General features: G+C 59.1%; 14 protein-coding genes. 9 read left to right on the top strand and 5 right to left on the bottom strand.

Annotated elements, in window-relative coordinates:
* Positions 1-97: 97 nt before the first annotated feature.
* The 3 genes from SSARUM2_RS11650 to guaD all read right to left on the bottom strand — a co-directional run bounded on the left by SSARUM2_RS11650 (position 98) and on the right by guaD (position 5,238).
* Positions 98-2,197 (bottom strand): peptidase domain-containing ABC transporter, encoded by a 2,100-nt coding sequence (locus SSARUM2_RS11650; RefSeq protein ID WP_033638474.1) that lies wholly within the window; start codon positions 2,195-2,197, stop codon positions 98-100.
* On the bottom strand, positions 2,190-3,476 hold the full coding sequence (locus SSARUM2_RS11645; protein ID WP_033648236.1) for an HlyD family secretion protein: 1,287 nt from the start codon (positions 3,474-3,476) through the stop codon (positions 2,190-2,192). Before SSARUM2_RS11645 ends, SSARUM2_RS11650 begins: the two co-directional genes overlap by 8 nt.
* Positions 3,477-3,915: 439 nt before the next feature.
* Positions 3,916-5,238 carry a guanine deaminase gene (gene guaD / locus SSARUM2_RS11640; protein WP_060452965.1) on the bottom strand — a complete coding sequence of 441 codons (1,323 nt, stop codon included), beginning with the start codon at positions 5,236-5,238 and terminating at the stop codon, positions 3,916-3,918.
* 425 nt (positions 5,239-5,663) lie between these two features.
* Here guaD and fecI point away from each other — a divergent pair, with 425 nt between their 5' ends.
* The 5 genes from fecI to ydfG all read left to right on the top strand — a co-directional run bounded on the left by fecI (position 5,664) and on the right by ydfG (position 11,204).
* A complete protein-coding gene (fecI, locus tag SSARUM2_RS11635; protein WP_060452964.1) occupies positions 5,664-6,188 on the top strand; it encodes a ferric citrate uptake sigma factor FecI in 525 nt (174 codons plus the stop codon).
* The gene (gene fecR, locus SSARUM2_RS11630) at positions 6,185-7,141 is read left to right on the top strand and encodes a ferric citrate uptake sigma factor regulator FecR (RefSeq protein ID WP_060452963.1); all 957 of its coding nucleotides are present in this window, start codon (positions 6,185-6,187) and stop codon (positions 7,139-7,141) included. Before fecI ends, fecR begins: the two co-directional genes overlap by 4 nt.
* A gap of 114 nt (positions 7,142-7,255) precedes the next feature.
* Entirely contained in the window at positions 7,256-9,607 is a 2,352-nt protein-coding gene (fecA, locus tag SSARUM2_RS11625; RefSeq protein ID WP_033655180.1) for a TonB-dependent Fe(3+) dicitrate receptor FecA, read from the top strand.
* Positions 9,608-9,807: 200 nt separating this feature from the next.
* A complete protein-coding gene (locus SSARUM2_RS11620; protein WP_033638468.1) occupies positions 9,808-10,329 on the top strand; it encodes a GNAT family N-acetyltransferase in 522 nt (173 codons plus the stop codon).
* 125 nt (positions 10,330-10,454) lie between these two features.
* Positions 10,455-11,204, top strand: a complete 750-nt coding sequence (ydfG, locus tag SSARUM2_RS11615; RefSeq protein WP_025302722.1) for a bifunctional NADP-dependent 3-hydroxy acid dehydrogenase/3-hydroxypropionate dehydrogenase YdfG — start codon at positions 10,455-10,457, stop codon at positions 11,202-11,204.
* Positions 11,205-11,240: 36 nt separating this feature from the next.
* Here ydfG and SSARUM2_RS11610 read toward each other — a convergent pair whose 3' ends face one another.
* The gene (locus tag SSARUM2_RS11610) at positions 11,241-11,567 is read right to left on the bottom strand and encodes a YnfA family protein (protein WP_033648230.1); all 327 of its coding nucleotides are present in this window, start codon (positions 11,565-11,567) and stop codon (positions 11,241-11,243) included.
* Positions 11,568-11,715: 148 nt separating this feature from the next.
* Between SSARUM2_RS11610 and SSARUM2_RS11605 the strand changes: the two genes are divergently transcribed.
* Positions 11,716-12,084: a DUF1283 family protein gene (locus SSARUM2_RS11605; protein ID WP_004938560.1), complete on the top strand. Its 369-nt coding sequence runs from the start codon at positions 11,716-11,718 to the stop codon at positions 12,082-12,084.
* 89 nt (positions 12,085-12,173) lie between these two features.
* Positions 12,174-12,473, top strand: a complete 300-nt coding sequence (locus SSARUM2_RS11600) for a DUF1161 domain-containing protein (protein ID WP_033648229.1) — start codon at positions 12,174-12,176, stop codon at positions 12,471-12,473.
* A gap of 56 nt (positions 12,474-12,529) precedes the next feature.
* Here the strand turns inward: SSARUM2_RS11600 and SSARUM2_RS11595 are convergent, their stop codons facing one another.
* Positions 12,530-14,017 carry an MDR family MFS transporter gene (locus SSARUM2_RS11595; RefSeq protein WP_060452962.1) on the bottom strand — a complete coding sequence of 496 codons (1,488 nt, stop codon included), beginning with the start codon at positions 14,015-14,017 and terminating at the stop codon, positions 12,530-12,532.
* 508 nt (positions 14,018-14,525) lie between these two features.
* Here SSARUM2_RS11595 and SSARUM2_RS11590 point away from each other — a divergent pair.
* The gene (locus SSARUM2_RS11590) at positions 14,526-15,242 is read left to right on the top strand and encodes an ABC transporter permease (RefSeq protein WP_033638459.1); all 717 of its coding nucleotides are present in this window, start codon (positions 14,526-14,528) and stop codon (positions 15,240-15,242) included.
* 64 nt (positions 15,243-15,306) lie between these two features.
* Positions 15,307-16,164: a glycine betaine ABC transporter substrate-binding protein gene (locus tag SSARUM2_RS11585; protein WP_223307178.1), complete on the top strand. Its 858-nt coding sequence runs from the start codon at positions 15,307-15,309 to the stop codon at positions 16,162-16,164.
* Positions 16,165-16,172: the final 8 nt, after the last annotated feature.

The following is a 16,172-nucleotide window of genomic DNA, read 5'->3' as shown; positions in this document are numbered from 1 at the left end:
GTGATAACCCTTTTTTCATGGGTTCACCGCAGGATGAGTGCGCGGTTGACGTAGCGAAAATATCGGGGTGAAGAGGCCAGGTAAAGCGAAGCTGACATTACCCGAGTCGAATGACTCTATCCGCAGAGGCAATCGTCGACGGACGGTGCGCAATAATCACGCGGGTAATGTTCAGTTGTGAAATAGCGCGGTTAATATGTGTTTCATTATCTAGATCCAGGTGGCTAGTCGCTTCGTCCATAAACAGAATGCTGGGGCGACGATAGAGCGCACGGGCTATCAATAAGCGCTGTTTCTGCCCGCCAGAAAGGCTCCCCCCCAGTTCGCCGATCAATGTTTCATAGCCCATCGGCATGTTTTGAATATCATCATGCATATTGCAACGTCGTGCGCACGCCTCAATACGCTTCAGATCCATTTCGGCATCAAATCCTGAAATATTTTCAGCGATAGATCCCGCCAGCAGCTTGTCATCCTGCAACACGCAAGCGATACATTGGCGATAATTATTAACGCCAATGTTGCTGATATCCATACCGTCGACCAGCACGGCCCCTTCATCCGGCGACAGCAACCCACACATTAACTTCATCAACGTGGTTTTACCCGCGCCGGAGGGACCGACAATCGCCACGCTTTCTCCCGCTGCAATGCTGAGATTCAAATCCGCGATAATGGGTTTCGCCAAGCGATCATACTGGTAGCGCAGATTCCGCACCTGAAGCTCCGCGGCTTTGCCTTTTGTGAAGAGCTGGCGCGCGGGCATTTGCGATTCCGGTGACGAAAGCACAATGTCCGCCACCCTTTCATTATGCAAACTCAGCATTCGCAGCTGAAGCATCATGTCGATCAGGCTGCTGGCACGCTCCGAAAACTGCCCGCGGTAGGCGTTAAACGCGATAAACATGCCGATCGTCATTTGATTGTCTATGACCAATGCCGCGCCTAGCCAAAGGATGATCACCTGATCGCAGGTGGCGATAAACGCCCCCAGGCCGCCAAACATCATGTTTAATTTGGTCAGCTTGATACCGGCATTGATCGTTTCTACGTTTAGATTCAGCCAATACTGCGAACGGGTTTCAGATAACCCCAGCGCCTTTAACGTACTGACGCTATACAACGTTTCCATGAAATGAGACCCGGCTCGTGCCCCTTTCACCAACTGCTCTTCCGACAGCTGCCGATAATATTGATAGGTCGACAACCTGAGAATAACGTATATCGCCGTAAAGCCGAGCACCACCCAAACCAACCAGCCGCCATAGAGCAGCATCATGATAAATACGCCTACGGACATGATGCCATCAATAATACTGCTGACGATGCTGGTAGTGAAAGTCGCTCTTATCGTATCCAATGAGCCGAAACGGGATTGAATATCACCCAACTTGCGCTTCTCAAAGAAGGAAAGCGGCAATTTCATCAGATGATCGAACACTCCCGCCTTCCACTGCACGTCTATCAACGCGCCCATGACGATAGAGATCCACGAGCGCAACATGGATACGCCGGTACGGAATAAAATAAAAAACAGCAATCCTATGCATATCAGCGCTAAAAGATCATGATCGCCGGCCAGAATCACATGGTCCATGACCAACTGCGTACCGACGGGCAACAGCAGATTAACCGTTTCAATCACGATCGACAGACAGAAGATCTTTAGCAAGGCCCCCTTGAGGCCGCGCACATTGCTCATCAGTTTGCGAAAACGCAATCTGCTTTGCTGTTTGATCGGCTGAAATTCACTGTCTGGCCACAGCTCAAGCGCTACGCCGGTAAAATGCCGCGACAGTTCATGCAACCCCAGCACTTTACGGCCAAAGGCAGGATCATGGATCACCGCCCGCCCTCGGCTGACACTGACAAGCACCACGAAATGCTTCATGTCCCAATGCAGAATACAAGGCATTTTCAATGCCTTAAGTTCATCGATATTCAGCGATAACGCTCTGGATTGCAGTTTCAGTGCGCTCGCGATGTCAATCAGCGCGGACAGCGTCGCCCCGCGTGAAGAAAAGCCGTAGCGGCTGCGCAGATTAAACAGATCGATTTGCAAGCCATGGTAATGGCATACCATCGCCAGACTGGCCAGCCCACATTCCGAGGCTTCAGTTTGCAGGATCTGCGGCACTTTGCGGCGCAGCGACAAATTGAGTTTGCCCTTTAGCGTGTCGAAATAAGATTCAGTCATTGATTGGCCCCATCAGGCTGTTTTTCATATCGTAGAAAGGCGAGAACATCCATTGATATAAAGGCCTTTTTTCCAGAAACAGCGTGGATTGAGCCCGCATGCCGTTAGTGAGCTGCAACGCCTTGCCCTGGTAACTGATATGCGTTTCATCCAGGGAAACGGTGACCTTGTAATAAGATGCCGTTTGCGCGTTGGGCTGATGCACGGGAGAACTGCTGTAAGTTGACATTTCTTGCATGGAGGCCGGCACATAAGCGATGCTTTCTATCCTGCCGGGAAACTGGCCAAACTTCTCATAGGGGAAAGCATCATAACGAATGTTGATGGCGTCCCCCGCTGAAACATAAGGCACACTGGCGTTCGGCAACCATAAAACTAGCTGATAAATCGCGCCATTACGTGGAATAATCTGTACCAGACTGTCACCGCTATTGACCATCTGACCCGGGGTAACGCTGAGAGATTCAATGCGGCCATCGCTCGGGGCGTTCACGATCAATGCGCCGCTGGCATCGGCTTCCGCTAACTGCCGTTGCAAATCATTACGCTGAAACTGGTACTGTGAAATTTGATTATCGAAATCTGCCGCGCGCGTAACGATGTCGCTTTCCAAATTCGTAATTTGCAACGATTCCTGAATGTGTTGGCTATGCAGGTTTTGGAACAGACTTTGTTGTTGATAAAACGAATAGGTTTGTCCGCTAAGCTGATCTTTGGTAATCAGACCGCGCTGCTGATATTCCTTATAGGAACGCATGTTGTCCTGAGCAAATGCCACCCCTTCTCGTGCGTTATCCAACAGCTGTTTGGACTGCATGTGCGCCAATTCATACTGTTTTTTTTGCGCGCGTAGATTTTCCAGCGTCATGCGCTTGTTGTCTTGCAACTTAAGGATGATGCTGTCAACGTGTTTTAACTGGTTTTCCAGCGCCAGGCGCGTATTGGCGCTCACTTTCCCGTTATCCGTCACCCGGCTGACATCAATCTGATAAAGACGCTGGCCTTTTTTAACCACGTCGCCCACTTCGACGAAGCGTTCCGAGATAAAACCCTGCTGGGGTGCAAACACATTGACTGAGCGGGGGAAGGTGGTGATTTCACCATAAACATTAATGCGGCGCGTATAATGACTGAATATAAGAAAAGAGAGGAAAACAAGAATAAATAAAAACGATAAAAGACCAAAGCACCAGGCGGGCAAGCCGTTTATCAATAAGGCCTTACCCGCCCATTTCGCCCGCTGATGATCCGTGGCTTCCTGTCGAAACAAATCACGCATGAAATCCCTTTCCAGAAATAAAGCTCAAGCCAATCCTGGCTCGTAAAATGCAGAAGTACACCGAAAAAACAGCAACAGTGATTAAAACAAGCCTGTTGCTTTTTAAGCAGCGATATCGTAAAGATAATTATTCTCATTATGATATAGAGCCCCCCGAAGAAATGCAATGCTTTTTACGCACTTATCCAGCAACATGGCTGTATATCACTAGGTATATTCATAAAAAACCAATAAAGAGTCTCCTAACCAAATAATCGTATTCAGACTACATCTCGGCATGTCCAATAAATAATCATGCGCCGCCCTTCCATTGTCTGTTTTTCATCCACAATGTGTGCAGCAATAACGCTATCAAGGCTTTCACTTCCTTATGTTAAAATTGTCGCCACGCGGTGTCGGCGTATTCCAATATGCCTTTGCGCCAACACCGCGAATGAAATCAGTCTGACACCGCCGCCTGATAAACCACCTTGCCGTCCACATAGGTGCGATAAATATTGCGATCGTCCCCCAGCGTCATCAGCACGAAGCCTTGTTCCGCCGGCGTGGCGCTGTTGGCGTAGCGTAACTGCTGCAGCGGCGTCACCGCCGGATCGAGCACCACGAAATCCGCCTCTTTGCCGACGTCGAAGTTGCCGATTTTGTCGTCTAGCGACAGCGCGCGGGCGCCGCCCAGGGTGGCGTGATAGAACGCTTCTACGGCGGAGAGCCGGTAATGCTGCAGCTGGCCGACCTTGTACGCCTCGCCCAGCGTGCGCAGCATATTGAAGGAGGTGCCTGCCCCCACGTCGGTGCCGATGCCGAGCTTCACCCGCTTGCGCCAGGCCTGCTGCAGGTCGAACAGCCCGCTACCGAGGAACAGGTTGGAGGTGGGGCAAAAGGCGATCGCCGAACGGGTCTCGCACAGGCAGTCCCACTCCTGCTCCTCCAGGTGCAGGCAGTGGGCGAACACGCTTTTGCCGCCGGTCATGCCGTAGCGATGGTAAACGTCCAGATAGCTTTGGCTTTGCGGGAACAGCGATTTTACCCAGGCCACTTCCTGCGGATTCTCGCTCAGGTGCGTCTGCAGCCACACGTCGGGGAATTCTTCGCGCAGCCGCTGCACCTGCGCCAGCAGCGCCGGGGTGCTGGTTGGCGCAAAGCGCGGCGTAATGGCGTAACCGAGGCGGCCTTTGCCGTGCCAGCGTTCAATCAACTCGCGCGTGTCGCGGTAACTCTGCTCCGGCGTTTCCAGCAGCGCCTGCGGCGCATGGCGATCCATCATCACCTTACCGGCGATCAGGCGCATGTTCAGCGTTTGCGCCTGGCTGAACAGCGCATCGACCGACTGCGGGTGCACGCTGCCGAACACCAGCGCGGTGGTGGTGCCGTTGCTCAGCAACTCCCGCAGAAAGAAGGCCGACATCGCGTCGGCGTGCCGCTCGCAGCCATAGCGGCTTTCGGTCGGGAAGGTGTAATTATTTAACCAGTCCAGCAGTTGGTCGCCATAGGCGGCAATCATTTCGGTTTGCGGATAGTGGATATGGGTGTCGATAAAGCCCGGTACGATCGGTTTGTCGCGATACTCCGTGACCGCGAAACCCGGCGGCAGCAGCGCCTCGCCCTGCTGCCAGCTGCCGAACCAGACGATGACGCCCCCGTTCAGCAGCAACAAACCGTCGGGAATGTGCCGCAGGCGTTCGTCAAGCTGTTGCGGTTCCTCCACGCAGGCCGCGATATCAAAAAAATTGCCACGAATAGCCGTGGTGAATTGCAGTGCCATTATTTTCTTCCTTGTGACGACCGGCCAATCTCACCCGCATAATAACCTGCGTCGATGAAACAATGCCTTCTGTTGCCCAAACTTAAAGACCGGGTTAAGCATAGCAAGCCGTGTGCCAACAGACCGGAATAAAATATATTTTCACGTTAAAACAAAGCGATACTAATTAAACAAAGAAAACCAACCGAAGAAAAAGAATAAAACACGCGGCGATTTTCGACGGCAGACTAATAGCAACCGTTTGCTTACCGGAATAACACCGTTGCTGCACCTTTAATGGGCAAAGGGATATTTTCGCACCCGTCAGCCTATTTCAAGGCGATAAAAAGAGGCCGGAACCATTCAGGAACCCACCCGACAAACTTGAAACGATAACTATTCTCAATTATCATCCACCCATCTTTTTGACCAGCAATGCGAAAACCATGCCCGCCACCGCTTCCGCCCCGCACGCCGCGCTGTCGCGCCTTTACGCCACCCATCACGCCTGGTTGCAGGGATGGTTGCGCCGTCGGCTGGGCTGCGCTTTCGACGCGGACGATGTGGCGCAGGACACCTTTATGCGCCTGCTGAAAAGCGACGCCGCGGCGACCCTGCGCGAGCCGAAAGACTTTCTGGTCACCGTCGCCAAGCGGGTGATGGTCGATCTGTTCCGCCGCAGAACGCTGGAGCGCGCCTATCTGGAGATGCTGACGCTGATCCCGGAAGGCTACGCCCCGTCGCCGGAACAGCGCCAGAGCCTGTTGGAAAGCCTGCAGCAGATCGATGCCATGCTCGACGGCCTGGGGCCAAAAGCGAAACAGGCCTTTCTGCTGTCGCAGCTCGAAGGCCTGGGCTATGCGGACATCGCCGTGCGCCTCGGCGTGTCGGTCAGTTCGGTTAAAAAATACATGGCCAAGGCCACCGAGCATTGCCTGCTGTTCAGCCTGGAAAACGACGTTTTCTCATGAGCAACGCCATTACCCCCGAGCAGCGCCAGGCGCTGAAGATGGCCGCACACTGGTATGCCCTGCTGTGCGATGAGCACGTCACCGACCGCCAGCGCCTACAGTGGCAAGCCTGGCACCAGCAGCACGCCGATCACCGCTGGGCCTGGCAGCGCGTCGAAGCGCTGCAGAGCCAGCTGCAGGGCGTGCCGGGCAAGTTCAGCTACCGCGCGCTCGATCGCGCCGGCCGCCAGTCGGCGATCGAGCGCCGCACCCTGCTGAAGAGCCTGCTGCTGTTGCTTGGCGTGGGCGGCGGCGGTTTCCTTTACCAATCGCCGTTCGGCCGGGAGCTGCGTGCCGACTACCGCACCGCCACCGGCGAAATCAAACCCATTGTGTTAAGCGACGGCACCCAACTGGTGCTCAACACCGCCAGTGCGGTGGACGTACATTACGACGATCGTCAACGGTTGATCCGTTTGCACGCCGGAGAAATCAGCCTGATTACCGGGCGCGACCCCCGGCCGCTGTGGGTGCAAAGCCCACAGGGGGCGATGCGCGCGCTCGGCACCCGCTTTTTGGTGCGCGAGAGCGGCGGCGAGACGCGCCTGACGGTGCTGGAGCATGCGGTCGAAGCGCAGCTGGCGCAGGATCCGCAGCAAACGCGCCGGGTGGACGCCGGGGAACAGATCGGCTTCAGCGCCTCGGCCTTCAGCGACAAGCAACCGGCTGCGGCGGAGGACGGCTGGCTGCGCGGCGTGCTGAGCGTCAGCCAATGGCGGCTGGACCGGGTGATCGCCGAACTGGCGCGCTACCGACGCGGCCACCTGAGCTGCGATCCGGCCGTTGCCGGCCTGCGCGTCAGCGGCAGTTTCCCGCTCAACGATACCGATCGCGCCCTCGCCCTGCTCAGCCAGACGCTGCCGGTGCGCCTGCAAAGCTTTACCCGTTATTGGCTGCAAATCGTTCCCGCCTGAATTTTTTAAATGAAAATGATAAAAAATCGCATTCTTGATTGTCCCTTTTGCTTCGCTCATCCGACTCCCAGGAAAACACTGCAGCAATAAATAAAAAATGATTCAGGAGAAGGTATGAACAACGCTTGGGGAAAAGTAGCGCCGGCTTCGCTTTGGGGAAAACGCGCCACGCCGCTGGCCGTGGCTATTGGCCTGGCATTCGCCGCACCGCTGACGGCGAGCGCCGCCAGCGCCGCCGCAGCCTATCATATTCCGGCCGGTGAGTTGGACGGCGCGCTGAACGCTTTCGCCGCTCGCGCCGGCATCGCGCTCTCGGTGGACGGCACGCTGACCGCCGGTAAACGTTCGCCGGGCCTGAGCGGCAGCTACGGCGTCGATGACGGCCTGAACGCCCTGCTGGCGGGCAGCGGCCTGCAGGCTAAAGCGCTCGGCAACAACGGTTACACGCTGGCCAAACGGCCGCAGCCGCAGAAGGAAGAAGACATCACCGTGGTCGGTGACTGGCTGGCGGAAGGCCGCCAGGTAGACGTGTTCGAACATCCCGGCGCGCGCGACGTGGTGCGCCGCGAAGAATTCGCCAAAACCGGCACCACCACCGTGCGCGAAGCGTTGAATCGCGTGCCGGGCGTGGTGGCGCCGGAGAACAACGGCACCGGCAGCCATGACATGGCGCTGAACTTCGGCATTCGCGGCCTCAACCCGCGCCTCGCCAGCCGCTCCACCGTGCTGATGGACGGCATCCCGGTGCCCTTCGCTCCTTACGGCCAGCCGCAGCTGTCGCTGGCGCCGGTCTCGCTCGGCAATATGGACGCGATCGACGTGGTGCGCGGCGGCGGCGCGGTGCGCTACGGGCCGCAGAGCGTCGGCGGCGTCGTCAACTTCGTCACCCGCGCCATCCCGAAAACCTTCGGCATGGAGGCGGGCATGCAGGGGCAGCTCAGCCCGACCTCGCGCCAGGATCACCCGAAAGGCACCGGCAACCTGATGATCGGCGGCACCGCCGACAACGGCTTCGGCGCGGCGCTGCTCTACTCCGGCACGCGCGGCAGCGACTGGCGCGAACACAGCGCGACCAAGATTGACGACGTGATGCTGAAAAGCCGTTACGCCCCGAACGAGGTGCACACCTTCAATAGCCTGCTGCAATACTACGAAGGCGAAGCGGACATGCCGGGCGGCCTGAGCCGGGCGGACTACAACGCCAACCCGTTCCAGTCGACGCGCCCGTACGACAAGTTCTGGGGCCGCCGCCAGCTGGCGAACTTCGGCTATCAGTATCAGCCGGATCAACAGCACAAGTTCGACGTGCAGAGCTTCTACACCTACACCCTGCGCAGCGGCTATCTGGATCAGGGCAAAAATCTGACGTTGTCACCGCGTGAATACTGGGTGCGCGGCGTGGAACCGCGCTACAGCCAGAGCTTCCGCTGGGGAGACTCGGCGCATGAGGTCGGCGTCGGCTATCGCTACGTCAGCGAATCCACCCACGAGCTGCGCTACACCAGCAAGGCCAGCACCGGCCGGCTGCCGTCCAGCGCCAGCCCGTACGATCGCGATACCCAGTCCGGCACCGAGGCGCACGCCTTCTATATCGACGATCGCATCGACATCGGCGACTGGACCATCACGCCAGGCATGCGCTACGAGTACATCAAGTCGTATCAGAACAACTACATCAAGAACAACCGCCTCGACGTCAGCTATAACGCGCCGCTGCCGGCGTTGAACGTGATGTATCACCTTAACGAATACTGGAACCTGTACGCCAACACCGAAGGCTCCTTCGGCACCGTGCAGTACAGCCAGATGGGCAAAGCGGTCGACAGCGGCAAGATTGAACCGGAGAAGGCGCGCACCTGGGAGCTGGGCACCCGCTACGCCGGCGATGCGCTGACCGGCGAGATCGGGCTGTTCCTGATCAACTTCAACAACCAGTACGACTCCAACCAGGTGACCGACAGCGTGACCGCGCGCGGCAAAACTCGCCACGCCGGGCTGGAGGGCAGCCTGCGTTACGATCTGTCGCAGCTGACGCCGAAACTGGACGATCTGACCGCCTACGCCAGCTACGCCTACGTCAACGCCACTATCCGCGAAGACGGCGGCTACAAGGGCAACCAGGTGCCGTTCTCACCGAAGCATAAAGGCACGCTGGGGCTGGACTACACGCCGGGCAACTGGGCGTTTAACCTCAACGGCGAGTTCCAATCCAGCCAGTTCGCCGATAACGCCAACACCGTGGCGGAAAGCGCCGACGGCAGCACCGGTCGCATTCCCGGCTATATGCTGTGGGGCGTGCGCGCCGCCTATGATTTCGGCCCGGAAATGGCCGGCCTGAATCTGGGCGTCGGCGTGAAAAACCTGTTCAACCACGAGTATTTCACCCGCGCCTATGACGACAATAACAAAGGTCTGTACATCGGCCAGCCGCGCACGATCTATCTGCAAGGCTCGGTGAAGTTCTGATCCCCTACGGCGGGCGCACCTCAGCGCGCTCGCCGCTTCATTCATAACGTGACATTGTCACCAATCCCGATCTTTCCATCTTGCCCAAGCGGCGAAAAATAAGTCGCTTCTGCCGTCAATGCGCGTAATATCGACGATCCGCCCTGATTTATGGGCGCGGATTTTTTGCCGTTCTGGCCTGAAAAGCGAGGGAAAATAAGATGAATCATAATGACCTTTCTCAGTGCCGCGTGGACACCGACCGTTTGTTGATTGCCCCCTTTACCGCAGCAGACGCCGACGATGTTTACCAGGCGATCACCCCCACTCTGACGCGCTTTATGGCCTTTGAGCCGGAGGCGTCGCCGGAAGATTTCGCCAACGTCTGGCAAGGTTGGCTGCCGCTGATGCGCGAAGGCGAAGAAGTGATCTTCGTCGCCCGTCGGCGCGAAGACCGGCAGTTTGTTGGCGTCGGCGGCGCGCACAACCTGCGCAGCCGCACCCCGGAGCTGGGTATCTGGGTGAAAGAGAGCCTGCACGGCCAGGGCTACGGGCGCGAAATCGTGCAGGGCATCGCGCGCTGGGTCAGCGAGCGCTTTCAACCTCAGCACCTTATCTACCCGGTGGCCGAGCAAAATACCGCCAGCCGCCGCCTCGCCGAGTCGCTGGGCGGCGTGCTGGCCGGCAAGCGTGAAAACATCAAGTATGACGCCGTGGTCTACCACCTGCCGCCTCAGCATTGATCCGCGCCGGCCCGCCGGCCCGGTGCGGCCTTTTTTTCTCTGCGCCGCGATAACCGCTGCCACTGCCAGCGGGTTTGTGCTAATGATAGAGGCATGTAGGGTAAAAACAGTTGAGGAACAGCAACATGATTATTTTTGTTACCGGCGCCACCTCCGGTTTCGGCGAGGCAATCGCACGCCGTTTTATCCGTGAAGGCCATCAGGTGATCGCCGCCGGGCGCCGCCTTGAGCGTCTCGAAGAGCTGCAGGACGAATTAGGGCAAGCGCTGCACATCGTGCGGCTCGACGTGCGCAACCGCGCCGCCATTCAACAGGCGATCGAAGCACTGCCGGCCGAGCTGCGCCAGATCGACGTGCTGGTGAACAACGCCGGGCTGGCGCTGGGGCTGGAGCCGGCGCACAAGGCCAACGCCGATGACTGGGAAACCATGATCGACACCAACGCCAAGGGGCTGGTGAACATGACGCGCGCGCTGCTGCCGGCCATGGTCGAGCGCAACGTCGGCCATGTGATCAACATCGGCTCCACCGCCGCCAACTGGCCTTACGCCGGCGGCAACGTGTACGGCGCCACCAAGGCGTTCGTCAAACAGTTCAGCCTGGGGCTGCGCGCCGATCTGCACGGCACGCGCATCCGCGTGACCGATATCGAGCCGGGCCTGGTGGGCGGCACCGAGTTCTCCAACGTGCGCTTCAAGGGCGATGACGGCAAGGTCAACAAAACCTACGAAGGCGCCGATGCGCTGACGCCGGAAGACATCGCCGAGTCGGTGTTCTGGGTCGCGACGTTGCCGGCGCGCGTCAACATCAACACGCTGGAAATGATGCCGGTCAGCCAGTCCTTCGCCGGGCTGAACATCCACCGCGGCGCCTGATCTCCGGCGGCGGGAGGCGACTCCCGCCGTGTTTGCTCAGGCTGCGCGCCAGCCGGAAACGATGATCAACATGCCCGCCAGCGCCACCCCCGCGCCCACCCAGTCCAGCGCAGACAGCTTCACCCCGTCCACCACCCGCAGCCACAGCAACGCCGTCGCCACATACACGCCGCCGTAGGCCGCATAGACCCGCCCGCTGGCCGCCGGATGCAGCGTCAACAGCCAGACAAACAGCATCAGGCTCACTGCCGCCGGCAGCAATAGCCAGGCGCTGCCCTGCTTTTTGAGCCAGAGATAAGGCAAGAAACAGCCGATAATTTCTGCCAGGGCGGTGGCGAAAAACAACAGCGTGGTTTTTAACATCGGTCGCAGTTTTCTCTCGATAAAGTAAACGAATCGGCGCTTGGCTGGTGAATTTCAGAAGCGCGGTGGTATATTTGTCACCACGCCTGCGGGCGAAGTAACGCCAGTGTCGCCATCATCAGGCGCACTCACTCATAAGGATGAAACGATGAAAACATTTTCGACCCAACGACTGCTGCGCGGGATGCTGCCGGTCGCCATGCTGGCCGTTATGGGCGCCTGGCAGGCGCCGGCGCTGGCCGCCACCTGCACGCAGGGCAGCACCTGCGTCACCGTCGATGGCAAAGGCAGCGGCGCGATGAGCACCGAAGAAGCACGCCAGAGCAAAGAGCAGTGGAATGATACCAAATCCCTGCGCCACAAGGTTAACACTCGCGTCGAGAAAGAGTTCGACAAGGCCGATCGCGCGGCGGATGACGAAGATCGCTGCAACGACAGCAACAACGTTAACGCATACTGGGAGCCGGACACCCGTAAATGTCTGGATCGTCAGACCGGGCGTCGGATTAATCCTTAATCCGCCTGCGGCGGGCGGGCAAGCGTGAAACCCGGCCGCCATTACTGCTATCCTGTTACAGGAAGTCCATTGTCTAAAAGGATGACGTGATGAAGAAAACGCTGATATTAACCGCTGTCTTGCTGGCCGGCGCGCCGTTGGCGGCTCTGGCCTCCTGCGAAAGCGTGAAAGCGGACATTTCGCAGAAAATCATCAATAACGGCGTTCCGGAGTCCGGCTTCAAACTGGAGATCGTGCCTAACGATCAGGCCGATCAAGCGGGCGGCCAAGTGGTCGGCCACTGCGAAAACGACACCCAGAAGATCGTCTATACCCGCCTGAACAATGGCGACGATCGCGGTGACGCGGCGCAGACCGGCAGCAGCCAGGATACCTCCAACACGCAGTAAGCCGCATCGGCTATCCAGGGCGCAGTTCATTCACAGCCGCGCCCTTTACTTTTCCCTTACGCCTGCTCCGCCTCTTCCCCTTCGCCCTGCGGCCGACAACGCGCCGGGATCAGCATCGCCGCCGCCAACGCCAGCAACGACACCAACGCCGACGCCAGGAACACCCAATGCAGCGAAGCCGCCACCTGCTGGATCAGCTGCGCCAGCGTTTCGCTCCCCATGCTCTGCCGCACCGCCGGCTCCATCAGCCGCTGCACCGGATCGTCAATCTCCGGCAAACGCCACTGCAGGTTGAGGTTCAGCGTGGCGCCCAAAATCGCGGTGCCGATGGCCGAACCCACCATGCGGGTAAACACCGTACAGGCGGTGGCGATGCCGCGAATGCTGTAATGCGCCGCGTTTTGCACCGACACTAAAAACGTGGTGTTGCACAACCCCATGCCGGCGCCGACCATAAACGCCGCCACCCGGCCCCACAGCAGGCCGCCGGTCGGCTGCAGCATCAGCAGGATCAGGCCGCCCGCCACCAACAGCAGCGCACCCAGCAACGCCGTGGCGCGGTACGAGGTCATCAGCATCAAACGGCCGCTCAGCGTGCTGGCCAACGGCCAACCGATCGACATCAGCGCCAGCGTGGTGCCCGCCTCCAGCGGCGAGCCGCCCATTACGCCCTGAATGAAAGTAGGCAGGAAGGCGCTGATGCCCATCATCGCCGCGCCGATCACCAGCCCGCCGATGTTGCCGGCGACGATCACCCGGCTTTGCCACAGCGCCAGCGGGAACAGCGGTTCGACCGCGCGCCGCTCCTGGCGGACAAGCAGCGCCAGCGACGCCGCCGCCAGCGCGAGCAACGGCACCACCCACCATCCCAGGCTTTCCACCTGCAACAACGCCAGCAGCAGCGCCGAAACAAACAGCGTCAGCCAGGCGGTGCCCGCCAGATCCAGCGCGTGCCGCCGCAGTTGCTGATGCGCCGGCAGATAGCGCCAGAGGAAAAGCATCGCCAGCAGGCCGATCGGCAGGTTGACCCAGAAAACCAGCGCCCACGGCAGGTGCTGCACGATAAACGCCCCCAGCAGCGGGCCGATGATCGCCGACACGCCCCACACGCTCGACAGGTAGCCCATCACCTTCGGCCGCTCGGTGGCGCTGTAGATGTCGCCGATGATGGTGGAGGCGATCGGCATGATGGCGCCGGCGCCCAGCCCCTGCAGCAGACGGAAGCCGATCAGCCAATACATGTCGGGGGCGAAGCCGCACAGCACCGATCCCAGCAGGAACAGCGTGGCGCCGAAGAAGAACACCCGCTTGCGGCCGTAGAGATCCGCCAGCCGGCCGTAGATGGGAATGGTGATCGCCTGCGCCAGCAAATAGACCGCGAACACCCAGCCCAGCAGCGAAAAGCCGCCGAGATCGCCGATGATGGTCGGCATGGCGGTGGCGACGATGGTGGCTTCGATCGCCGACATGAACATCGCCAGCATGCAGGCGATCAGGATCAGCGGGCGGTGGGCGATGGGTGCGGGTGAAACGTTATTTGTCATGGCGTTATGCAGGCTTCCTGGCGTTTTTATTTTCCCTGAGTATATCAGCAAGCGTCTGCGCCGAGTCTATCCGCCCTCACATCCTGCCTTTGCCGGCGACGAATCGCACCATTTGGACTGATTGTTACGGCGTAACGTTTTGCTGCGGATTTTTTTTACTTTCCACGCATCCCAGCGCTGACGCGGTCTGCGGCGTCAATCTGGGCAAACTCAATCAGCTGATTTTGTTCATAAAACTTGGCACGCTCAACGACAGGGTGCTATACCTTCCCTAGCCGGCGCCTTTGGGCTTCGTGCTTTCTCGGGTTTAAATATCAGTATCTTATGCTGATTAACTCACGTATTGAGCCTACGTTCAGCACGCTGTGCCGAACGCACCCTTCGCTCAATCTCGCTAACCTCATGCGAAACGCCCATTTTGTACCGCCACGCCCGCCGGGCAGTGGGTAACAATCAGAGCGGAATGCGCCGCCTATCGGCCGCTCCGCGCAACGGAGGACGCAACATCATGCACAAGTCAGCGCCATACCGGCGCCTGCTCCTCGGGAGCCTGCTGTTTATCGCCGTCGTCGCGCTGCTGGTTTACGGCATCGGCTGGGAAACCCTCAAGTCGCGCCGGGAAGATTTGATTTACCTCGGCCAGCAGCACATGTTCCTGGTGGCGTGCTCCATGCTGCTGTCGCTGCTGGTCGGCATTCCCAGCGGCATCCTGCTGAGCCGCCCTTTCGCCCGCCGCTGGGCGGAGCACGTGATGCAGATCTTTAACGTCGGCAACACCCTGCCGCCGCTGGCGGTGCTGGCGCTGGCGATGGTGATCATCGGCATCGGCGACCGGCCGGCGGTGGTGGCGCTGTTCCTCGCCTCGCTGCTGCCCATCGTGCGCAATACCTATGCCGGCCTGCGTTCGGTGCCGCCGGCGCTGGTCGAGGCCGCCAACGGTATTGGCATGACCGCCGGGCAGCGGCTGCGCCAGGTCGAACTGCCCAACGCCCTGCCGGTGATCTTCGCCGGGGTGCGCATCGCAATGGCGATCAACGTCGGCACCGCGCCGCTGGCATTTTTGATCGGCGCCAGCAGCTACGGCGAACTGATCTTCCCCGGCATCTACCTGAACGACTTCCCGACGCTGATCCTCGGCGCCGCCGCCACCGCGCTGATCGCCCTGCTGCTCGATCTGGCGCTGGCCGGTCTCGGCCGCCGGCTCAGCCCGCACACCGCATCCTGATGGGAGAAACGCGATGACTCGATGGTTACAACGCCTCCGCCACGCGCTGCTGTTCTCCTTGCTGATGACCGGCGCGGCCGCCTGGGCCGCCCCGCTGACGCTGGCGAGCAAGAACTTCACCGAACAGCGCATTCTGTCGGCGATCACCGTGCAATACCTGCGGGCCAAGGGTTTTCAGGTCGAACCCAAGACCAATCTGGCCACGGTGATCACCCGCAACGCCATGATCAACAAACAGATCGACATGACCTGGGAATACACCGGCACCTCGCTGATCATCTTTAACCACATCAATAAGCGCATGACGCCGCAGGAAACTTACGACACGGTGAAAAAGCTCGACGCCAAACTCGGCCTGGTGTGGCTGCAGCCAGCGGACATGAACAACACCTACGCCTTCGCCATGCAGCGCCAGCGCGCGGAAAAAGAGCAGATTCGCACCATGTCGCAGCTGGTGGCCAAAGTGGAACAGGTGCGTAAAACCGATCCGAAACACAACTGGCTGCTGGGGCTGGATCTGGAGTTTGCCGGCCGCTCGGACGGCCTGAAGCCGATGCAGGCGCTGTACGACATGCCGCTCGATCGTCCGCAAATCCGCCAAATGGACCCCGGCCTGGTCTACAACGCCATCCGCGACGGCTTCGTCGACGCCGGGCTGGTGTACACCACCGACGGCCGGGTGAAAGGCTTCGATCTGCAGGTGCTCGAAGACGACAAGGGTTACTTCCCGAGCTATGCGGTCACGCCGGTGGTGCGCGCCGACGTGTTGCAAAACACGCCGGGGCTGGAAGAGGCGCTGAACACGCTGTCGAAACAGTTCAACAATCAGGTGATCACCGAGCTTAACGCCAGGGTGGATATCGACTACCAGACGCCGCAACAGGTCGCCGATGCGTTCCTCAAGCAGCGCGGCCTGATTTAGGGAGGCAT

It is taken from the genome of Serratia sp. K-E0102, assembly GCF_029962625.1.
GTDB classification, from domain to species: Bacteria; Pseudomonadota; Gammaproteobacteria; order Enterobacterales; family Enterobacteriaceae; genus Serratia; species Serratia sarumanii.
The sequence above is the reverse complement of the archived record's forward strand: the minus strand, read 5'-3'. Positions and strand labels throughout refer to the sequence as shown.